This window comes from Sphingobacterium sp. UBA1897, from assembly GCF_002337775.1.
Classification (GTDB): Bacteria; Bacteroidota; Bacteroidia; order Sphingobacteriales; family Sphingobacteriaceae; genus Sphingobacterium; species Sphingobacterium siyangense.
In genome coordinates this window covers 349,829-374,482 of sequence record NZ_DDGR01000026.1, presented here as the reverse complement: position 1 = coordinate 374,482, position 24,654 = coordinate 349,829, and the positions used below count along the sequence as shown (strand labels likewise).

General features: G+C 39.8%; 10 protein-coding genes. All 10 read left to right on the top strand.

Going from position 1 to position 24,654, the window contains the following annotated elements; genetic code table 11:
- Window positions 1–3: 3 nt before the first annotated feature.
- The 10 genes from B4N43_RS18290 to B4N43_RS18245 all read left to right on the top strand — a co-directional run bounded on the left by B4N43_RS18290 (window position 4) and on the right by B4N43_RS18245 (window position 24,643).
- Window positions 4–2,475 carry an ABC transporter permease gene (locus tag B4N43_RS18290; protein WP_286735826.1) on the top strand — a complete coding sequence of 824 codons (2,472 nt, stop codon included), beginning with the start codon at window positions 4–6 and terminating at the stop codon, window positions 2,473–2,475.
- 47 nt (window positions 2,476–2,522) lie between these two features.
- Window positions 2,523–4,931: an ABC transporter permease gene (locus tag B4N43_RS18285; protein ID WP_145329958.1), complete on the top strand. Its 2,409-nt coding sequence runs from the start codon at window positions 2,523–2,525 to the stop codon at window positions 4,929–4,931.
- A 69-nt stretch (window positions 4,932–5,000) separates the two neighbouring features.
- Entirely contained in the window at window positions 5,001–7,382 is a 2,382-nt protein-coding gene (locus B4N43_RS18280; RefSeq protein ID WP_145329956.1) for an ABC transporter permease, read from the top strand.
- A 32-nt stretch (window positions 7,383–7,414) separates the two neighbouring features.
- Window positions 7,415–9,778, top strand: a complete 2,364-nt coding sequence (locus B4N43_RS18275) for an FtsX-like permease family protein (protein WP_286735825.1) — start codon at window positions 7,415–7,417, stop codon at window positions 9,776–9,778.
- A gap of 215 nt (window positions 9,779–9,993) precedes the next feature.
- Window positions 9,994–12,384 carry an ABC transporter permease gene (locus B4N43_RS18270; RefSeq protein ID WP_075991160.1) on the top strand — a complete coding sequence of 797 codons (2,391 nt, stop codon included), beginning with the start codon at window positions 9,994–9,996 and terminating at the stop codon, window positions 12,382–12,384.
- A gap of 100 nt (window positions 12,385–12,484) precedes the next feature.
- Window positions 12,485–14,845, top strand: coding sequence for an ABC transporter permease (locus tag B4N43_RS18265; RefSeq protein ID WP_286735824.1), 2,361 nt, complete (start codon window positions 12,485–12,487; stop codon window positions 14,843–14,845).
- 99 nt (window positions 14,846–14,944) lie between these two features.
- On the top strand, window positions 14,945–17,329 hold the full coding sequence (locus tag B4N43_RS18260; RefSeq protein ID WP_286735823.1) for an ABC transporter permease: 2,385 nt from the start codon (window positions 14,945–14,947) through the stop codon (window positions 17,327–17,329).
- A gap of 39 nt (window positions 17,330–17,368) precedes the next feature.
- Window positions 17,369–19,762: an ABC transporter permease gene (locus B4N43_RS18255; RefSeq protein WP_286735822.1), complete on the top strand. Its 2,394-nt coding sequence runs from the start codon at window positions 17,369–17,371 to the stop codon at window positions 19,760–19,762.
- A 51-nt stretch (window positions 19,763–19,813) separates the two neighbouring features.
- Window positions 19,814–22,204, top strand: a complete 2,391-nt coding sequence (locus tag B4N43_RS18250) for an ABC transporter permease (RefSeq protein ID WP_286735821.1) — start codon at window positions 19,814–19,816, stop codon at window positions 22,202–22,204.
- Between the two features lie 33 nt (window positions 22,205–22,237).
- The gene (locus B4N43_RS18245; protein WP_286735820.1) at window positions 22,238–24,643 is read left to right on the top strand and encodes an ABC transporter permease; all 2,406 of its coding nucleotides are present in this window, start codon (window positions 22,238–22,240) and stop codon (window positions 24,641–24,643) included.
- Window positions 24,644–24,654: the final 11 nt, after the last annotated feature.

The following is a 24,654-nucleotide window of genomic DNA, read 5'->3' as shown; positions in this document are numbered from 1 at the left end:
GCTATGAACAACCTCCTATTAAAATCGGCAATTCGACAACTTTGGAAGAATAAACTATTCTCCCTATTAAATATTATTGGACTAGCCATCGGTATTACGTCATGTTGGGTCATATTTAAGATTGTCAATTATGAGTATAGTTTTGAAGCTGGAGTTCCTCAGCTTGATCGAACCTATCGGATCATTTCTCAGTTTAAAAATGATGGCAAGGATAATTACAATGGGGGATTGGCCAAGCCATTTTATCAGGCCATCCGAAAAGAAATTCCGGGCGTGGAACTGGTCGCTCCAGCATTCAGAAATTATCAAATGGAATCTGTCACAATCAACAAGGGACAAAAAAATCAAAAACTTGTCGAGGACTTTGATGAGGCTGAAGGCAATGTGACGGAGACTACCAGCGACTACTTCAAGCTCGTTGGCTACAAATGGTTAGCAGGTTCACCTGAGAAAGCATTTTCAACTGCCAACGACATCGTATTGACAAAAAAAAGGGCAGCCATTTATTTCCCAAACCAGGCTGCCCAGGGCTTAATCGGCAAAACCATCTTTTATAACGACAGTATACCCAAAACAGTAACTGGTATTATTGATGACCTTGGCTTCAACACGGAGTTCAATGGCACAGAATTCGTCTTGCTTAAAGAAGAAGTCTACCCACTGAATGTCTGGACGAATACCAATGGTACTGACAGACTTTATATCCGATTAAAAGATGGTGTAAAAGACCTTCCAATCCAGGCAACTATCAATAAAATCGGACAAAAAAAATGGCAGGAATTCAGCCAGGAAAAAAAACCTAAGTTTGACTACAACCGTAAGGTCGTGGTCATGCCACTAAAAGATTCCCATTTTGCAGTCCACATAAAAGAATGGTACGCCGAAAGAACAAGCAAAACCGTTATATATGGATTAATTGCCGTAGCTGCCTTTCTGATGCTTTTGGCCTGTATCAACTATATCAATCTTAGTACGGCACAAATCCCAGCGCGGAGTAAAGATATTGGTGTCCGTAAAACATTGGGAAGTAGTCAGGGAAAATTGGTTAGCCAAATTATTTTTGAATCGCTTTTAACCATTGCCATTGCACTTGTTTGTTCGGTCTTTCTGACGAAACTGGCCTTTTTCTATTTTCAGGAAATGATTCCGGAGAAAGTAAAGGATTTTACAAGTTCGACGACATCAATGCTGTTTATCGCAGTTTTACTGACCGTAACGACTTTAATTTCCTCGGCATATCCTTCTTGGTTAATTAAAAAGGTACAGCCTGTCAATTTATTTCGGGCTGGCAAGCAGTTTCAAATCGGAAAAACACAAATCAACCTTCGGAAAACGTTGATTGTATTCCAATTCTTTATTGCTCAATTCTTTACGGTTTCAGCACTCATTATCGGGCAACAGCTATCTTATACCCTCAACAAAGATATGGGATTTGACAAAAATGCAGTAGTTACTTTTGACCTCCCATCCAAACTTATCAATAAGTTTTATGAGGAAAAACTGGATCAAAGTAAGAAACAAACACTCCTACATGAGATCCAAAAAATAAAAGGTGTTTCGGCAGCGTCAATCGGTAGCAAGCCCTTATCAAATAATTATTCATCATCATGGTTTCATCGACAAGACCCTACGTTAAAAGAGAAAATTTCATCGGATATTTTCTTTAAAAATGCAGATCCAAATTACCTCGCTGTATATGACATGAAGCTAATCGCGGGAAATAACCTACCACAATCAGATACTGTCAATGCCTATATTATCAATGAATCTGCTGTCAAGGCATTCGGTTTCAATTCCCCTCAAGATGCTATCGGGAAGTCAATTGGTCAAGAAGACAGTACTTTCCCGATCGTTGGCGTTATTAAAGATTTTCATGCCCAGGAATTCTATAAAGAAATTACACCTTTGGCTTTGCGCAGTTTTAGTCGCAGTGCCTATACCTTTAACATGAAATTATCGGGAAACAGCAAGGAATGGAAAACCAGTATTGAAGCGATGAATAAAATCTATGCGCGTTTTTTTCCGGAATACCCGATCGAAGTAAAATTTTACGATGAAACGATTGCCTCTCTTTATCAAAAAGAGCAAAATCTGGCCAAATTAATCAACGTAAGTACAATTGTTGCTGTTTTAATCGGTTGTTTGGGTCTCTTTGGGCTAATTACCCTTGCGGCTTTCCAACGCAGCAAAGAGATCGGTATACGCAAAGTTTTGGGTGCAAGTATTCCCAGTATCTTTCATTTATTGGCAAAGAACTTCGTACAGCTCATTTTAATCAGTATCCTAATTGCCGCACCATTGACCTGGTGGACGTGTAGCAAGTGGCTGGAAGATTTTTACTACCGCATCGATCTTACGGCAACACCTTTTATCTTAGGCGCTGGACTTGCACTATTTGCGGCAGTACTGACCATTAGTTTTCAATCGATCAAGGCGGCTATCCAAAATCCTGTCAATAGCCTACGGGACGAATAGCGACACGAGTATATCAAATCAGAGGGTTAACAAAAAACGAAATAACAATGATTGTAAATTCACTTAAAACAGCCTATCGTTTTTTAAAAAAACATAAGTTGATCACGTTTATCAATATCACGAGTCTTGCGATTGGTATTACAGCAACGCTGGTTATTTTCCTGATGATCCAATACGACTACAGTTTTGACAAACATGTTCCCAATCAACAACAGGTCTATCGTGTTGTCAATAACGGAGAGTTCAAAAATGCCGGCGTCTACGTACCGTTGGTGCGCACCATGCAAGCAGAGTTACCCAACTTGGAGGCCGTAGCCCCGATTTATCGAAGCCATGTCCAAAAGCTAAAAGTTTCTCTGGCGACAGACAAATTTCAAACTTTTCCAAAAGAACAAAAGATAGTTTTCACGAACAGTCAATACTTCGATATTTTCCCTTCAAAATGGTTAGCCGGAAGCGCTAAGGCTTTGAACTCATCCGGAAATATTATCCTTACAGAGAAAACATTAGAAAAGTTTTATGGAAAAGAACTGCCTGCAAATGTGATTGGCAAAACCATCATCTATGCAGATAGTATCCCACTTCAGGTCGCTGGTGTTATTGAAAATCCACAGCATAATTCGGATTTCAATTTTGAAAGCTTCATCGCTGAGCAGACGATCCCTCAGGATAACAATCTAAAAAACATGTATACATGGGAAGCTTGGAACAGCATATCGGATTCACATCAGGTCCTCATCAAAACAAAAGCCCAAAGTAACCCTCTTTTAATAGCGCGTAATATCGCGAATCTCCTGAAGAAATATAAATACAAAGAAGGTGAAAAAGTCAACGACAAACTTGAATTACAAGCCCTATCTGATGTTCATTTCGACACGAGATTTAATTATGAAGCGACCCATCCTGAAGCGCTTCGCAACCTCATTTTACTTGCATTTTTTCTGTTAGCCCTGGGGGCCGTAAATTTTATTAACCTATCCACAGCACAATCCATTGAAAGAGCCAAAGAAGTGGGTATTCGCAAGACACTGGGTAGCTCTAAGGCAACATTAATTAAACAATTCTTACTAGAAACATTCCTGATTACCCTATCAGCTACACTACTCGCTGTTTTATTGCTCCCTTTGTTTCTACATGTCTTTGAAGGATTTATTCCCAAAAATTTAAGTTTAGACCGTTTAGACAAAACTGTTATTCTTTTATTCTTATTCGGGCAGCTTATCGTGGTCACCATTCTTGCGGGGTTTTATCCAGCGTGGGTATTGACCGGATACGCTCCTGTATTGGCGCTCAAAAACCAGCTTGGAAAAAACACGAATCTTTCCCGAAGCGCATGGATACGCAAAGCACTGACTATTTTCCAATTTGTATTAGCTCAGGCTTTTCTAATTTGTGTACTGGTTGTTGTCCGGCAAATCAATTACGTCTCCCATCGAGACATGGGATTTCAAAAGGACGCTATTGTTAATGTCTACATTCCGGGAGCTTTCCAAAATTCGGCAAAAGGTGTAGTCCTTAAAAATGAGCTCAAAAAGCTAACGGATATTAAGGCAATCAGTTTTGGGAACATTGCACCCGCGATGAACGGCTGGATGACTACCGCAATCTCTTACGATCAATCGCCGGACAAGGAATCCTTGACTTTTGATAGCCGCTCTGGTGATGAAAACTATTTAGATGTTTATCAGATTCCACTTTTAGCAGGAAGAAATATTCGTTTATTGGATTCAACCAGTGAAATGCTGATTAATAGAAAGGGCCTTGAGCTACTACATATCAAAAATCCGCAGGATGCCATTGGCAAAACTTTCGAAAATGGACAAAATATCATCGTTGGTGTCATGGAGGATTTTGATCTAGCCTCTGCCCGGCAGGCGGTTAAACCGGTTCTTTATACCGGTAGCAAAGAAGGATACGTACTCCATATTGCATTAGATCAATCGCATCCCGAAAACTGGAAAAATGCCATTGATAACATAACGTCAAGCTACAAATCGGTTTTTCCTGATGATGAATTAGACCTGCGGTTTGTGGATGAGGTCATCCAAAACTTCTATACGCAGGAGAAGCAGCTGTCTAAACTCTTATCCTGGGCGGTAGGGCTCTCTATGCTCATCGCCGGACTGGGTTTATTTGGATTAGCCATATTTACAGCGAATCAACGCACAAAAGAAATTGGAATCCGTAAAGTACTGGGGGCATCTGTTTTCCAGATCACATTTTTATTGCTTCGGAATTTGCTATCACTGGTTGCAATAGCCTGTCTGGTAGCTTTTCCAATTGCTTATTATTTTATGCATAGCTGGCTGAACGACTTTGTTTATCGAACTACGATAAGTCCCTGGATTTTTGGACTGTCTGCACTGGGATTGATTGCCTTTGCAAGTCTTGTACTATCAACCAAAAGTGTCTTTGCAGCAAAAGCAAACCCGATCAATAGTCTAAGGGATGAGTAAATCAGCGAGTAAAAGAAATAGGCTTATGTGTATTCATAACATGTATTAAGAACTTAAAACCCCATAACAATGATAAAGAACTTCATCAAAACCGCATGGCGAAGTATTTTTTCTAATAAATTCTACAGTGCCATTAATATTTTAGGATTAACAGCAGGAATGGTTGTGGGGATATTCCTATTGCTATGGATACAAGATGAGCTGTCCTTTGACCGATTCCATAAACATCAGCGCTCCATTTACAAAATTGGAATAGAAGGGGGAACGGGGATATCAAAACGAATCTTTGGATCCATCATTGCTCCCGTAGGAAATTTTGCAAAAAAGGAAATTCCCGAAGTCCAAGATGCAGTACGTATTTTCAAAATTGGAGATGCTGCACTTAAATATAAAGAGAAGAGATTTAATGAAAAGAATTTTGCATTTGTAGACCCCAGTTATTTTACGGTTTTCGATTTTCCGCTACTACAGGGAAATTCAAAACAACCCTTCCCTGACAACAATTCCATTGTAATCACCCAGCGCACGGCACGTCGGTATTTCGGTGATGAAAATCCAATTGGAAAAACCGTAACATTGGGTATCGAGGACCTTTGTGTTGTATCAGGTGTCATTGCTGATTATCCTGAAAACTCTACTTTTCAATTTCAGGTTCTGCTTCCCATTTCGAGATTTAATGAGCAAGCCTACATCAAAAATAAAACGACCTATGATAATAAGACCTTTCTATCTTCCATGGATGAAGATTGGTCCAATTTTTCATTCGAAACCTATCTGCTGCTGAGGCCTGATGCAAATCTTGCTACAGTTTCAAAAAAGCTTCAGGCGATACACGAAAGGAACAAACCTGAGGATGCCCCTGTCCCCTACGTTACACAAGCACTCGCAAAGGTGCATCTCTACCAAATGGATGGGGGTGATGCAGGAATTGACAATGTTCGAGTTTTTATAGGTGTAGCGATTATGATTCTTGTAATAGCAAGTATTAACTATATCAATCTTTCTACTGCACGGTCGTTGTCGCGCGCCAAAGAAGTGGGGATACGTAAAGTTATCGGCGCAGGTAGAAAGGAACTTTTTTTCCAATTTATATTGGAAACAACCATACTATTTGTCATTGCATCAACATTGGCACTTGCCTTCGTATTTATTGGTCTCCCCCTATTTAATAATTTCTCAGGGAAGCAGATTTCGCTACAGCTCTTTAATCCTACGTTATGGATAAGCGTACTGATTATGCTTTTGGGAACACTAGTACTTACTAGTGTATACCCTGCCCTGCTTTTATCGAAGTTTGATCCAATTAAGGTATTGAAGGGTCGATTTACCATAAAAAATTCCAGTGCACGAAAAATACTGGTTGTCCTGCAATTCACTGTTTCTATAATTCTTATCACCTTAACAATTGTTATTGGCCGTCAATTGGATTTTATAAAACATCAAAATTTAGGCTACGAAAAGGATCATATTATTTCCGTTACTATGGCGCCAAAAATGTCCAAACATTTTGATGCTGTCAAAACCGAACTTCTAAAAAATAAGGATATTGATGATGTTATTCGTCTTGGCCGCGACATGGTTTATGGTGGTGCTTCAACTGGGGACAACGATTGGGAAGGAAAGCCAAGCAAATCCAATCTTTGGTTCAATATGACATATTCCGATCAATCGGCGCTCGACTTTTTTAAGATAAAACTTACGCAAGGTCGTAATTTCACAGGCTCCATAGCCGATTCAACCCATTTCATTATCAATGAATCGGCAGCGCGGGAAATGGGTTTAAAAGATCCGATTGGCGTACGTTTACGCATTCGAACAGTTCCGGGAACTATTATTGGGGTTGTAAAAGACTTTAATTATGCGAGCGCCAGACAAAAGATTGAGCCTATGGTCTTTCAATATAGCCCAAAAGATTGCTGGCAGCTATACCTTAAAACAACAACTTCTGGTACAAAATCCGCATTAAACTCCTTGCAACAGATCTGGAAAAGTTATTATGATGATATGCCGATGAATTACAGCTTCCTGGACGAAAGCTATCAAAAGCAATATACGAATGAGCAGAAACAAGGCTCCTTATTCAATTTTTTTGCCCTGATTGCCATCGTCATCTCCTGCTTAGGACTCTTAGGACTATGCACCTACACCGCACAGGTTAGGACCAAAGAAATTGGTATCAGAAAGGTCCTTGGCGCAACGGTATTCGGTATTATACAATTATTAAACAAGGAATTTTTACTCTTAGTCATTTTAGCCAATGTCATCGCAGTACCAATCGCTGTATATTTCAGCATAAATTGGCTCGATGGTTTTGCTTTCAGAACGACTCTCCCATTTACCATATTTCTATATGCGGCGGGGATAACCATTGCTATTGCATTATTTACGGTGAGTTTCCAGTCCATCAAAGCGGCATACGCCAATCCTGTAAAAAGTTTGCACGATGAATAGTTTATATTTGAGAACCAAAACAACAGCATAAAATGATTCGATTATTCCTAAAAACAGCGCTGAGAAATTTGAGGCGCAGTCCCTTAAACACAACAATAAATATTTTGGGATTAGCATTGGGGTTTACTGTTGCCCTGATAAGTACATTATGGGTACTGAAACAATTTTCTTTTGATAAGCATTACAGCAATTATCAACATATTTATCAGGTCATGATGACCGGGACTTTCAATGATGAGAAATCTACTGATCGCTCCACCCCTATTCCCTTGGTCAAAACGATCGCGTCTGATTTCAAAAATGAAATGCAAGATGCAGCACTGATCACGAATATGGAGAGCAATAATCTTAAGGTAGGTGATAAGAAGCTTAATGCACCAGGGTTTTACGCCATGGGAAAATTTGCCGAATTATTTTCTCTCGAATCTGTACAAGGAAATAGTACCACACCGAGCAATCCATCGACCATCATAATTTCAGAATCCTTAGCAAAACGACTGTTCGATAAGGTAGAGATCATCGGGAAAACAATTCAATTGAATGGCAAAGAACAGTATACTGTTCAAGGTGTTTATAAAGATATTCCTGACAACAACACTTTTTATGGCTTAGATTATGTATTGCCCTTTGTCGATTATCTTGCAAAAGACCAAGGTATTGAAGAAAGCTGGTCCAGCTGCTATTTCAGCACTTTCGCCAAAATCGACAATGATGCCTTTGTTCCCGCTTTGGAAAATAAACTAACCAATATCATCAACAAAAAACTGACGGATATAAAACCTGAGATCCTGTTACATCCGATGTCCAAATGGCATTTATATGATTCGTTCAAGAATGGAAAGAACGTAGGCGGACAGATTCAATATGTATGGATGTTTGTTTGGATAAGCGTATTCATCATTTTATTGGCCAGTATCAATTTTATTAACCTGAGTACGGCGAGAAGCTTAAAAAGAGGAAAAGAAATCGGGGTTTTAAAATCTGTTGGCGTCAATCGCCGGCAGCTTATTGCTGGCTTTCTTGTGGAATCCATCCTCGCAGTAGCCTGCGCATTTTTGTTAGCTGTTCTATTCGCGACATTGCTTTTGCCTTGGGTCAAAACGATTACACATACGACACTGCATATCCCTTTTACCGATATTCGTTTCTATGGCTACTCCTTAGTAGGAATAGGCGTTATAGGTCTTTTAGCAGGCATGTACCCGGCGTTATTTTTATCGGCATTTAATCCTATTCTTGCCCTTAAAGGTAAAATCAACAGCCGAAAAGGCGGATCAAGAAGTAGAAAGGCAATGGTCATCGTGCAATTTGCTATTTCTATTTTTCTGATGATATCCACTTATCTGGTGATTCAGCAACTGCATTACACAAAGGATCGTCCAATAGGTTATAAAAGTTCAAATTTGATAAACATTACTTCATCCAATTCAACTATCGTCAAAAACTTTGATGTACTTCGAAAAGAGCTGATCGGTCAGCGCCTTGTGGCAGATGCCGCCCTTTCTTCCAACTTTGTGAACCACCTATCCTTAACAGGTGGTGGCTTTAATTGGCAAGGTAATGATTCCAAAGACGGTGCGATCATGGGGATCTTCACCGTAGATGAAAACTTCGCGAATACTGTACAGTGGAATTTTATAAAAGGACGCAATTTCTCAAAAGATTTCAAAACAGATTCAACTGCTGTTATTCTGAACGAAGCGGCGGCCAAATTTATGGGGGTTACCGATCTAAACAGCAAACAGCTTTCACGTGCCGGTATCAATTACCACATCTTGGGTATTATTCAAAATACGCTTTCCGAATCTCCTTTCAAATCCATTACACCGACGGCTTATTTTCTAAAATTTTTACCAAAGAATAAAATAACGCTTCAACTGGATGAAAATCAAGACCTCAAACAAAACCTAAAAGCGATTTCCACAGCGTTCAATCGCATAGACCCTGATCTTATTTTTGATTATACATTTACGGATCAGGAATATGCCAAAGAGTTTCAACAGATGGAAATGATCAAGAGCTTGACCAGTTTATTTACAGGGTTGGCCATACTCATTTCATGTCTTGGTCTCTACGCGCTGGTTTCCTTTCTTACGGAGCAACGAGAAAAAGAAATCGGCATTCGTAAAGTATTGGGTGCGTCAGAACTTGGCTTGTGGCGGCTACTTTCCACAGAATACATTTGGCTCACAGGCATTGGCTTTTTAGTCGCAGCCCCTTTAGCCTATCTCCTCATGGAATCATGGCTCGAAGACTATGTCTACCGCATATCAATTACATGGACGGTCTTTGCTATCACAGGCTTAACCGCGCTAATCATCACCTTATTAACCGTTAGTTACCAAGCGATTAAAGCAACATTAGCAAATCCTGTAAAAACCTTAAGAAGCGAATAATACCAATTTGTTCGGGGACGGACACTATACTGTCCGTTTCCGAACATTTAAAACCGCCATAAAAACACACCAAAAACCTAAAAATCAATACATTATATTTATGGCAAACGAATTGAACTACTTGGCTTTGCTATTTTTCGAATAACGGAGCCTTCTACTAAAGCGAGCTAAGTGACAAGAATATAGCCTAATTAACAGTCTAAATGCTCATAACCATGTTAAAGAACTATTTTAAAATTGCTTGGCGGAATATCAGAAAAAACAAAGGATTTTCTCTTTTAAATATGTTTGGCCTCAGCATCGGAATAACATGTTTTCTATTGTTGGCAGCGTACATCTATCATGAATCCAGTTATGAGCGTTTCCTTCCCAATGCAGACCGTCTAGCTTATATTAGCCTCACTTATAAAGCACCCAATAGCACGGAAGAAGTAAATTCTGCGGTAACACCAACAGGTTTAGCTCCTGCTTTACAAGCTGAATTTCCGGATGTAGAACAGGCAACCAGATTCTACAGCTATTCCAAAGGCGGTAAAATAGAATCCAAAGAGGCACTAATAACTGAAAAAGGCCTACTTTATGCTGACCAAAATGTTTTTAAAACTTTAGGTTATACCTTTCTCGAAGGTGATTCACGATCAGCCTTAGCAGAACCAAATCAGATTGTCTTAACAAAAAAGCTCGCGGCGAAATATTTCCCCAATCAGTCGGCCATCGGTCAGACACTATCCATTGACAAAGTCAACTGGAAAATCACAGGTATCATTGCAGACCTGCCCACAAATACACAGTTGAACTTCTCTGCACTCCTTTCCAATAAAGGATTAGAACGCTACAAAGAAATGGCTTGGTCATCTGCAAATGATATAACTATAGCGCTCCTCAAAAACAAAGATCAGTTCGGTTCGATCCAACAGAAATTGGACCAAATGACAAAATCAAAATTCGCCGAAGCAACAAAACAGGGCTATCAATTTCGATTTATCCTAGAAAAGCTGACCGATATCCATCTTCACTCCAAAGCAGCAGGTACAGGAAACATTACTTATATCTATATTTTACTGGCGTTAGGTGCTGCGCTTATTATTTTAACCTGCATCAATTTTACAAATTTGGTATTAGCGCATGCGCTTGAACGCAAGAAAGAAATCGGTGTCAAGAAAGTTCTGGGTGCAGCAAAGAAAACGATATTCTTTCAGTTCTTTTTTGAATGTAGCCTCATGGTTTTTCTAGCCGTTGCTTTTAGTCTTCTGACTACAGTACTTTTGTTACCCGTATTCAGTTCATTTATGGGTACCGAAATGAAATTAACCGTATGGACAGACCCTCGGTTTTATACGATTTTACTTGTTTTCATAGCCTTGTTGACGCTTCTGTCGGGTGGCTGGCCTGCCTATTCAATTGCTAGTTCAAAACCTATTTCCATTTTTAAGCGGAAACTAACTGAAAAACGACATGGTATATCATTAAGCAAGGTGCTCGTTACTTTTCAATTCAGTATCTCTATATTTTTTATTATCTGCACCTTATTTGCGGGTAGACAGATGGATTTTATCCAGTCTAAAAACACTGGATTGGATCGCTCTGATATGCTGGTCATTGATGGCCGAGGATGGCAAGATAAAGAAAGGCAGCTATTAAAAGAAAAGCTAATGCAGCTCAATAGTGTCCAGGGCGTTACTGCTTCGTATGACAATCCTGTCAATATCCAAGGAGGCTACAGCATTAGGGAGGTCGAAGGCCAACCCAATGATTTTGATATGGATGTCACTGCAATTCCGATTGAAAAAGATTTCGTATCCGTTTTTCATATTCCATCTGTCGCCGGCGCACCGTTGTCAGATGCGGACATTTTGCGCGCGCAAGACACTATTTCACCAGAATATGGGTTTGTAGTGAATACACTTGCGGCATCCGCCATGGGTTTTACTCCTGAACAGGCTATTGGAAAGAAAATCAATTTGAACGGACGTAAGGGCAGTATCAAACAAGTTGTGGCGAGTTTTAACTTTGCATCATTACACAACGAAGTCAAACCAATTGTACTTTTTCCAGAATATGATTATTTCGGCAATATTTTCATTCGACTCAATCCGACGTCGCCGGTAAAAGATGTTCTTGCGCAGATCAAAGCTGTTATAAAAGATATTGATTCAAAAAACAGTTTTGAATATCACTTTCTCAATGATGATTATAACAAGTTATATCTCAAAGATCAGCAAACAACACGGGTAATGCAGTTATTTTCCATCATTACAATTGCTATCGCCTGTATGGGACTATTTGCACTATCAGCGTATGCTGTGCAACAACGCTTTAAAGAGATTGGTATCCGTAAAGTATTAGGTGCTTCAACGATCAAGATTGTCAACATATTGAGTGTTGACTTTATGGCCCTGGTCCTGTGTGCTGTATTGATCAGTGTACCCTTAGGCTGGTATGCCATGCACCGATGGGTAGAGAATTTTGCTTACCACATCACGCTAGACTGGTGGGTATTTATTGTGGCGGCGATAAGTGCATTATTGGTATCATTTATCACCATTAGTTTTCAAACCATAAAGGCTGCGATTCTAAACCCGGTTGATAGTTTAAGAGATGAGTAATTGTTTTAGTAGCTAATAAAAATAAAGACACCTGATAAATAACAAGCTGGACCTTTAAAATTCAAGTTTTTTCTATTTATCGATACCTAATACGACAGATATGCTTAAAAATTACATCAAAATAGCATGGCGGAACCTATGGAAAAGCAAGGGGTACTCTGCGATTAATATTATTGGACTCTCTATCGGATTGGCAGCAGTACTGATCATCGGTATATGGATAAAAAATCAATTGCAATTCGACAATTTTTACAGCAATAAGGAAAGCATATATAAACTTTGGAACAAATATGAAGATCAGCAAAAAATCTACGTAAACGATATCACTTCGGCACCGGCATGTCAGGCTCTGCTAGCAGATTACCCCGAGGTTGAACGCGCTGCGCGGATGTATTGGAGCAGTACCGCCCTGATGTCTTTTGGCGATAAGAAGATTAAATCCAAGGGAAATGAAGTCGATCCAGCATTTATTGAATTATTTGATTTCAAACTTCTTAAAGGGAATAGCAAGAAGGCTCTAAAAGATACAAAAGATATCGTCCTGACGGAAAGTCTTGCTAACAACATATTTGGCAAAACTGATCCAATAGATAAAACGATTCTTCTCGACAATAAAGAACTGTATAGGGTATCGGCAATTATGCAGGATCTCCCCAGTAACACAAGTTTCGACTTTACCTATCTGATACCTTTAGAAAAAGCCGAAACCTATTCATCTGGCTGGGGTTCAAACACTTTCTATACTTATATCAAGCTAAAAGAAGGAACCGATGTTGATCTTTTTAATAAAAAGCTAAATAATATAATCAACAAAAAAACAAACCATGAAATAAAAGGCTCCATGTTCCTCTATCCAATGTCCAAAATGCATCTGTATTCAAAATTTGAGCAGGGTATTGCTGTTGGCGGAAAAATAGATCAAGTTAAATTGGTGGCGGGAATAGGTTTATTAATATTATTGATCGCCTGTATCAATTTTATCAACCTCAGTACAGCCCGCAGCCAAAAAAGAGCAAAAGAAGTTGCAGTAAGAAAAGTTGTAGGAGCCCAACGCTTCCATTTAATCATACAATTTCTTTCCGAATCTTTATTGTTAACCTTTATTTCAGGTACATGTGCTATCGTATTGACAATACTGACTCTTCCACTATTAAACCAGGTTTTAGATAAAGCATTAATCTTTTCATTTTCAGATTCATCGATCTGGTTTTCCCTGATTGGTTTTATTTTCCTTACAGGGATACTTGCAGGACTATACCCTGCTTTCGTGCTCTCTTCTTTTAAACCGATAAAATCGCTCAAAATATTTGGACGGACAAACAAGTTTTCCCTGAATTTTCGAGAATTACTGGTTGTATTTCAATTTGGTATTGCTATTATACTGATTATAGCAACCATTATCGTACGCAAGCAAATAGAATATGCCAGCCAGCGTGAAATAGGCTATGAAAATTCACAACTTATCGAAGTACCCATTGAAGGCGGTATGGAAAAGAATTATGAGGCTATTAAGTCGGAGCTGATCACTGCTAACATTGCCGAAGCTGTTACTCGTACGGGCTGGTCAATTACTAAAAATGGAGCCAGTTCCGGAGGTAGTTTCCTATGGCCTGGAGCTAACCCAGAACAAGCAAAGAAAATGGGTTTTGAACTTGGACGCACTGAAAGTGACCTTGTTAAAACTCTTGGATTAAAGCTCATTGCTGGTCGAGACATCGATTATGGCAGGCTACCGGGAGATAGTGCTTCTGTACTAGTTAATGAAGCTGCTGTCAAAGAAATGAAACTGGAAAATCCAATAGGAAGCTATCTCAAATGGGGCGATAAAACTTATACTATCGTTGGTGTAATCAATGATTATATTACGGGGTCACCTTATAGTCCAATAACCCCCTTACTGATTTATCCTTCAAAAAATTGGATGTTGAATATGGTTATACGCACCAGTCCAAACAGAGCGATGGAAATGAACCTAAAGCAAATTGAGGAAATTATTAAAAAGTTCAATCCGGCCTACCCCTTCGAGTACCAGTTTGTGGATCAGAAATTTGCAGCTAAATTCAAAGATCAGCAACAAACTGCTCAACTCGCATTCATTTTTTCGGGATTGGCTATTTTCATCTCTTGTCTGGGCTTATTTGGGCTTGCTTCTTATATTGCTGAGCTAAAGACCAAAGAAATTGGCATTCGTAAGGTACTAGGCGCCTCGGTAACTGGAATTACGGCTATGTTATCCAAGGATTTTGTTAAGCTTGTCATTATTTCCATTCTAATTGCTTCGCCAATAGCCTGGTGGGCAATGAACAAATGGCTACAGGACTTTTCCTATCGAATTGAAATACAATGGTGGGTTTTTGCACTAGCAGGATTTTCTGCCTTATTCGTAGCTTTCTTTACGGTAAGCACACAAGCCATAAAGGCTGCCAATAGTAATCCCGTAAAGACATTAAGAGACGAATAAGCGCAAAAATTAAGTACGTAAAAAGTCAAGAGTAAAAAATAGAGCTACAATTGGTTCGCTTCAATTAAACAAAACACGGCAAAACGAAAAATTAAAACCATGATAAGGAACTATATCAAAATCGCATGGCGTCACTTATGGAAGAACAAAGGATATTCCTTTATCAATATTCTGGGCTTAGCTTTAGGTATGGGGATTTCGTTGATAATCGCCCTTTGGATCAACTCAGAAATAAGATTTGACCGCTTTTACACCAACACAGATCGCCTATATCAAGTCTATACAAGCGATGTATTTGATGGCAGTCACCATACCTGGGGAAATACACCACATGTACTAGGCCCGTTTTTAAAGCAAGAACAACCTGAGATAGAACAGGTGGTGCGCACGTGGAAGATTGACCATCGTATCCATCATGATGCCGAACCAAGCCTCAGTGCCTCAGGGGTTGCTGTAGATTCTGCTTTTTTAAAACTTTTTGATTTCAAAATTCTAGCCGGAAACTCAGACTCTCCCTTGTCCCGTCCGGATGCTTTGGTGCTAACTGCATCTACTGCAAAAAAATTATTCGGTAAGCTTGATGTCATTGGACGCCGAGTCGAAATGGATACCACTGTTTCCTTAACTGTCGAAGCGATTATTGAAGATATTCCCTCCAACTCCAAATTCTACGGAAACGACTTCCTCTGTTCATTGGATTACCGGGCCAAAACAGGCATGACTTTTAGTGATTCGTGGACAGCTTATAACCATGAAACTTACGCTCTTCTAAAAGAAAGGGCAACAGTGGACGCTGTCAACAGGAACATCGAAAACATGGTTTCCAAACACACCAACAGGACCACAAAAGCGACCATATATCTCTATCCAGCTAGCCGTTGGCATCTTTACAATAAATCGGTCAACGGACAAATGGTCGCAGGTAATATTACCACGCTACAGTTATTTGGACTGATCGGCATATTTATCCTCCTAATAGCTTGTATCAACTTTATCAACCTAAGCACCGCAGGAGCCGAAAGACGTGCCAAAGAAATAGGCTTACGTAAAGTAGTGGGTGCGCCTAGAAAATCGCTCATTCAACAATTTCTATTAGAATCGTTTATTTTAACCTTTCTGGCCGGAGTCTTGGCGCTATTATTTATTCTCTTGGCGCTTCCGTCTTTCAATAAGCTTATCAGCGGACATCTTGCAATCATGGATCATCCGCTGTTTTTCTCCTGCCTATTCCTCGCCATTATCTTCTTTTGTTCGCTCTGCGCGGGATTATATCCTGCTTTTGTATTATCGGCTTTTGATCCAGTAAAAACCTTAAAAGGAAATGTCTTACCATCTAAATCAGGCCTTCAACCCAGAAAAATACTCGTTACTTTGCAGTTCACTATATCGATAGGTCTAGGTATATGTACATTTATAATCGGTCAACAGATACGTTTTGGGGAGCATCGAGATAGCGGATACGACCGTAATAACTTGATATATGTACCACTTCAGGGAAATTTAAATAAAAACTATGAGGCTTTAAGGAATGAAGTATTCCAACAAAATATTGCCAGTAGTATGACCAAATCGTGGGGGCGCATCAGTCGTTCGGGAAGTAATAGCTGGGGATACTCCTGGCCCAATGACCGGCCAGAAGACTATGACGTCGTATTCAACAATATGGCGACAGACTGTGATTTCATCAAGACAATGGGGATCAAATTAGTACAAGGACGGGATATCGATATTTATACACACCCCTCTGATTCCAATGCGTTGCTACTGAACCAGGCTGCTGTTGCTAAGATGCGATTGTCCAATCCCATCGGCACACCAGTTACGGTATCCAAAGGTACGGCATACCAACGTACCTATCATGTAGTAGGGGTTATCGAAGATTTTGTGCTGCAATCTCCTTATCAAGATATCGAACCTATGATGATCCAAGGCCCTATGGGTTATGCCGATTATTTTCATATCCGGTTAAATACTGCTAAAGGCCTATTGGCGAATATAGAAGGTATCCAATCCCTGATCAAAAAGTATAATCCAGATTATCCCATAGATATTCGTTTTATTGATGACGATTATGCTTTAAAATTTGCCGGTCAAAAACGCACAATGACGCTGACAGGTTTATTTTCAGGACTCGCAATCCTGATAGCATCTATGGGTTTATTGGGACTAGTCTCTTTTGCAACGATCCAGAAACAAAAAGAAATCGGTATCCGAAAAGTACTTGGCGCCTATGTATTCGGAATTATTACATTATTGTCCCGAGGCTTTATTATACTGATAGGTATTGCACTGCTCGTCGCCTCTCCTATCGCTTGGTGGATTATGAATCAATGGCTGGCAGACTACGTACATCGCGTAGATATACAGTGGTGGATATTTGCATTGGCGGGCTCATTAGCGATAATGATTGCTTTACTTACAGTCAGTACAATGGCTGTTAAAGCAGCAAGAGCCAATCCTGTCAAAAGTCTACGGGACGAATAAAGAATCTTATAACGATCATAGATAACAGCTAATATAATTATGATAAGGAACTATATCAAAATCGCGTGGCGCAACCTGGTGAAAAACAAATCCTTCTCCCTGATTAACATCATCGGATTGGCGATCGGTATGGCCGGAGCATTACTTATAGCACTTTGGTTGCAGAACATGTTAACCATGGACCGCTTTCATGAGAAGGGTGATCGCCTGCACGTATTGAGTAATCGTGACGAATTTCAAGGCGAAAAATCAGCCTGGGCCTATACACCTAAAATACTAGCGCCCTCATTGGCTGCAGATTTTCCAGATATCGAAGCTTTTACCAGATATAATGAGGGATCGCAATTTTTAACAACTTTCAATGAAAAGAAACTGATCGCAAATACTGTTTTCATCGATCCTGGTTTTTTCAAAATGTTTTCTTTGCCTTTTGTGAAAGGAGAACAGAATGTGAGATTTGATCATCCCAAAGGTCTTGTGCTCACGGAAAGTTACGCAAAAGCGCTGTTTGGAAATGAAGATCCCATTGGAAAATCAGTTCGGATAGACTCGGTTAATCAAGTCACCGTGCAAGCTATACTTAAAGATCTTCCGAGTAATTCAAGTTTCAAATTTGACATCCTCCTCCCATTTGAATATGCAAAAATAATCGGTTACGTAGACGATAACTGGAGCAATAATTCAATAACTACTTATGTCCTGTTAAAAGAAGGTACTTCAGTCAACGCATTTAACGACAAAATCAGAACCTATCTGAGAGATCATATCAATACAAGTAATAAAGCTGCCGGTTATACTTCTGCAAGAAATACGGGTGAGATTTTTGCCTTCCCCTATCCAGATTCTTTCCTTTACAATAGCGGAAAAGGAGGAAATTATACTTCCGGACGTATCGATATCGTCAAGCTATTTGCTTGGATTGGTGTATTTATTTTATTGGTGGCAAGCATCAATTTTATGAATTTGAGTACGGCACGTTCCGAACGCCGCGCAAAAGAAGTCGGTGTCCGCAAAGTAATTGGGGCAAATAAGACAAGCCTAATGGCGCAGTTCCTGGTTGAAAGCATATTGATTAGCCTGATCGGCATGGTACTCGCGACTATACTTGTTTTTATGGTCCTGCCATTTTTTAACGAGCTGGTGGGAAAACAGCTTAGCTTATCGTTATTAAACTTACCAACCTGGCTTTTTTTAATTGGTTTTGCCTTATTTACGGGTGTGTTAGCGGGTACCTACCCGGCCTTTTTCCTTTCTTCATTTCAGCCTATCAAGACCTTGAAAGGGAAATTTGTTTCTAAAACAAGAGGCCTTAGTATTCGCTCGCTCTTAGTCGTCATTCAATTTAGCCTCGCTATTATATTGATTATCGCAACAGTCATTGTCGCGAAACAAATCCAATATACCAAACAGCGCGACCGAGGTTATAATGAAAATGGGCTACTTTATAGCAGTATCCAAGGTGATCTTGAGAAGAATTACAAAATTCTTAGAAATGAATTGTTAGCCAGCAACGCAGTTGTTTCTGTATCGAAAAACATGTCGCCGGTAACCGATTTCTATAGCAATGGCTGGGGATTTACCTCCGGCACACCAACGGAACAGGACAAACGCATTTCCTATAACCGTTTTAGTACCGATGCCGATGCTGTAAAGAACCTTGGTTTGACATTGATCCAAGGCCGCGACATCGATATCTATAAATTTGCAACAGACAGTACTGCCTTGATTTTAAATGAATCCGCGGTAAAAAGTTTGCACCTCAAAAACCCGGTCAATAGCATTGTGGATGGCGATGGAACAAAATGGACCGTAGTTGGGGTGGTCAAAGATTTCATAATGGGATCGCCATTTGGAGACAATAAACCTATGGTGATATTAGGACCGCAAGCCTGGTTTACAACGATCCATTATCGTTTAAATCCAAACAATAATATCGCAGACAACTTAAAAACGATTGAGTCAATCTTTAAAAAGTTCAACCCAGATTACCCTTTTGAATATCAATTCATTGACAAGACCTACGAAGAGAAATTTAAAGAGACAAAAGCTATAGGTACACTGGCCATGATCTTTGCAGGATTGACGATCTTTATTTCCTGTCTGGGTTTATTGGCATTAATCGCCTATATGGCCGAAACGCGCATGAAAGAAATTGCTGTCCGCAAAGTTCTTGGAGCAAGTGTCACCCAAGTAACCTCTTTACTTTCGATCGATTTTATTAAGCTTGTTGTGGTCGCAATTTTTATCGCCACACCTATCGCTTGGTGGGCCATGGATAAATGGTTGCAAGATTACAGCTATCGAATTGAGATACAGTGGTATTATTTTGTCATTGCTGGACTATTGGCTATTCTGATCAGTATGGCCACGATAAGCTATCAAGCAATTAAGGCTGCATTAGGTAATCCTGTTAACAGTTTACGCGATGAGTAGCCCAAAGTTTAACAACATTGTTTCGTATAGTTTTAAACCATAAAGAAAGGAATGAATTCATTCAAACTTACTTTTCGCAGCCTCATTAGCAACCGACAATATACCTGGATCAATATCTTGGGCTTAAGTATTGGTTTTTCCTTGTGCCTTCTCGTATTTGCTCTTGTCATTGAAGAAAATTCGTATGACAAAAGCTGGAGAAATGCGGATCATCTCTTTCGGATTGTGACCATAGATTCAACGGCTGGCCTTGAACGCCAAATGTCCAGAACATTCGTTAATTTAAGTACGGAACTCAAACAAGTATTTCCGGAGATTCAAAATGAGGCTCGGATAGAATCCAGAAAATATTATTTAAAACCGCATGCAAGCTCAGCACAGTCCATAGGCATACAAGTTTTGGAGTCGGAAATAAATATCTTGGATATGTTGAGCATCAAGGTTCTCGAAGGCAATCCCAAACAGCTGGTCCAAGGAAAAACAAACTTGCTCATCGGCAAAGAATTCAAAGAAAAGTACTTTAAGAACGAAAATGTCATCGGCAAAGTCATCCAAAGTGCCGACCCCTATACCGATAAGCCATCCGATTATATCATTACGGGTGTTATGGATAATCTTCCCTATAATTCAACGCTCAGAGCTTCCGCCATTGCTTTAGTTCCCAAAATATCGATGGAATTAAGCAAAGATGGCTCAGGCTACTATACCGAACAATTTGTACAGCTAAAACCCGGGACACCAAGAATAGATCTCGAGCAGAAACTAAATCGTTGGTATAAAGGATACCTCAGTCCTAACACAAAACAGGTGACTTCCTTTCGCCTGCAGCCTATTCAGGATATATATATGGAGCCATTAGGCAGTGTAGATATCAGCGGCAACCAAAAAACAACAAACATATTTGTGGGTGTTGCCGTTTTGGTCTTTATTATTTCCTGTATCAATTTTATTAACATTTACGCTGTAAGAACAGTTAAAAAATTAAGAGCACTTCATATACATAAAGTATTGGGGGCCAGCCGAGCCCAGATGATCAGACGAATGCTGATAGAAACAATCCTACTGTTTTTTATTTCTGCATTATGTAGTTTGGTACTTTTTAGACTTGGATTGTCCCAACTGGAACACTTTATAGGCTATGATCTCGCTTATATTAAATCCATACAGCTCCCGTTGCTATTGGCATTTATCATGACTGCAATTGCCCTTGGCCTGCTAATTGGTTTTTATCCAGCATGGCTGATCTCTGGTATTAAGAGTTCAGATGCCTTAAAAAATAAGCTATCAAAAATTCCCCATGCAGAAGTCTTTATCAAAAAAATGCTTATCACAACACAGTTCAGCATTGCCATTATCGTCATCATTGGCCTTATAACAATCAAGTCCCAACTCAGCTATATGCAAGCAGCTCCCTTGGGAATGGAAGTCAAAAATGTGCTAAACATTGATTATTTCAACAAGGGTACACAAAATACAAATATAAAAGATCGCATTGGTCAACTTACCGGGGTTGAATCGGTCAGCGTCGCTGCCTGGACGCCGACAATCGGGTCAGGCTACCTTGCCAAGACAATCGTTGACAAGGACGATCCAGGGAAAAATATCCAAGTCAGTTTCATCGGTGGCGATGTCGATTTGTCCAAGACTTTGGGAATCCAGTTGGTTAAAGGTCGATTATTGACTCCTGAAGATTATACGCATGTTGAAATGGATCTGGGAGAAGACGAAGGTATCAATAATGCCCTTGTGACCGAAAGTATGGCAAAAAAGCTTGGGATAGACAAACTCGGTATCCTGTATAAAGACCTTCAAATTATCCCCGTCGGAATCATTAAAGATTTCCATAGTGAGTCTTTTCGTAGCAAAATAGTACCAACAGTAATTTTGGCAAAAGATTTTAACGGAAGCGGCAATATGCTGATAAAAGTAGGGAAAGGACAAGAACAACAAATCTTTCGATCGGTATCTCAAATTATACAAAATACCTATCCTGATAAACACGTTTCCTTCCATTGGATAGATGATTTGATTGCAAAACAATATGAAAAAGAGAGCAAGCAAGTGCAATTGTTTATCCTATTCAGTGCATTGACATTGTTGATCTCTGCCTTAGGAATCACAGGATTGATTATGCAAAACCTCGAACAGCGCACCAAAGAAATTGGCATACGCAAAGTCCTAGGCGCAACAGTGCTCGACATATCACGTCTCTTTTCAAAAGATTATCTCATCTTATCCACATTGGCTATTTTTATTGCCAGTCCAATAGCGGGGTATTTTTCAAAAAAATGGCTCGAAGATTATGCGTACAATGTGGGCGTACAATGGTGGTTCTTTATCCTTGCCGCGCTTGCCATCTTTTTAATCAGCATCATTACTGTCAATTTCCAAACAATACGTGCCGCACTAAACAATCCAGTAGATAGCTTACGAAACGAGTAAATATTCATTTATAGTAATAGAGGGGGCCTCAATATGATCAAGAATAATTTAAAAATAGCATGGAGAAATTTAACCCGCAATTTCTCCACTTCGTTTATCAACATCGTTGGGTTGGCCATGGGAATTGCAACCTGCCTGCTGATCAGCTTATATGTGACCGATGAATTTAGTTTTGATCGTTACAACGAGCATGCAGACCGTATTGTACGTGTTGTTTTCAGAGGAACAGTAAAGGGCGGAACGATCAATGAGGCACATGTGATGCCACCTGTAGCTTCGACTATGAAGTCAGAGCTGCCCGAAGTTGAAGAAACTGCACGACTAAGAATAGGTGGATCGCCTCTATTTGTCGTCAATAATAAAGTATTTCACGAAGAAAAAATGGCTTTCGTGGATGCTTCTTTCTTCAAAATTTTCACGCTCCCTTTTATTAAAGGGAATTTGTCTACAGCTATTTCTTCCCCAAATTCTGCAGTGATTTCAGAATCCACCGCCTTAAAATACTTCGGCACAAACGATGTTGTCGGTCGAGACCTCATCATCAAAGACAGTCCAAATATCCTCAAAATCACTGGCGTAATCAAAGATGTCCCTCAAAACTCCCATTTTCATTTTGATGTATTTACCTCTTTGGATGCACTGGAAGATTCACGATCAGATTCGTGGATGACCTCCGAATATTATACTTATGCGCTGCTTTCGAAAAATGCATCACGTGAAAAGCTCGAAAAAAACTTAGCCACGCTATTCGACAAACATGTTGCCACACAATTTATGGCAGGTTTTGGCATGAGTTACCAAGAATACAAGAAAACGGGAAATAAGATTGGTCTTTACCTACAGCCGCTCACAGATATCCATCTATATTCGAATTTCAACTACGACCTCAGCGCTTCGGGGGATATACGTTACGCTTATATTTTTAGTGCTATTGCACTCTTTATGCTATTGATTGCTACAATTAATTTCATGAATCTATCTACAGCCAGTGGTTTTAGGCGGTGTAAAGAAGTAGGAGTAAGAAAAGTACTGGGTGCCGACAAACAAAACCTGATGCGACAATTTATGCTGGAGGGCGTCCTCCTGACTTATATTTCCTTGGGAATAGCTTTGGGAATTGTTTTACTTGCCCTTCCTCTATTTAATCAGATTTCAGGAAAAGAGATTGAAATTCAAAAACTTGACGCTTTTAAAATTATCCCCTTCCTGCTGACTTTTGGTTTAGTCGTCGGTCTATTTTCCAGCAGCTATCCCGCGTTATACCTATCCTCATTTAATCCGCTCCGGGTATTAAAAGGGAAAATAAATCGTTCGGCTAAAGGCCTTAATTTACGCAGTGGGCTTGTTGTATTTCAATTCATCATTTCCGTCGGACTTATCTTTGGAACCGTGGTTGTTGTTCAGCAGCTGGATTATATGCGTCATATTAAACTTGGATATAACAAGGATAATGTCCTTATTATACAGAGCTGGCCTTTGGGGAAAAACGAAAAGACATATTATAATTTATTGATGCAAGATAGCAGAATCAAGCATGTCTCTCATTCGTCCTATCTCCCTGCCGGAGAAAGTAACAACAACAATTTTTTCATCTATCCAGATGGCAATACTGATCAATGGGTCAAAACGATTCGTTACGATGTAGATGAAGAATATATTCCGGTTATGGGTATGCAGCTTAAAGAAGGACGAAATTTCGCAAAAACATTTGGTAATGACAGCCTTACTGTCATCATCAATGAAACCGCGGCAAAAGATCTAGGTTGGAACAATCATAGCCTTGGTAAAATATTGACCAATAAAGACAACAAAAGCTATCGTGTTATTGGTGTCGTTAAGGATTTCCATTTTCGCTCTTTACATGAGCAGATCTCCCCGCTTGTGATGGTTCTTAGCGATCAAGCCGGGAGTTTGATTCTCAAAACCCAAACAGCCGATATGGAGAAGCTCATTCAAAAATTAGCCTCTCTCTATCGATCCTTTCCAACAGACATTCCATTCAGCTATTCCTTTCTGGATGACCGATACGCACAGACCTACCAAGCAGAAGTGAAAACGGGTAAATTACTGAGCATCTTTGCGGGACTGACTATTTTTGTGGCCTGCCTTGGTTTATTCGGCTTGGCTATTTTCACCGCCAATCAACGCAGAAAAGAAATAGGGATCCGAAAAGTTGTTGGAGCTACAGTTCCCGACATCACGCGTATGCTTTCCTCGGAGTTCGTCAAACTCGTGCTAATAGCCATTATCATTTCTTCTCCCCTAGCTTGGTGGATGATGCACAAATGGTTAGAGAATTTTGCGTACCGTATTGAGATGCAATGGTGGATGTTTGTACTAGCAGGAGCGCTAGCCGTTTTTATTGCTTTAATTACTGTAAGTTCACAAGCGATACGAGCGGCCCTAACAAAGCCTGTTGACAGTCTACGTGATGAATAAAAAACGTTTAT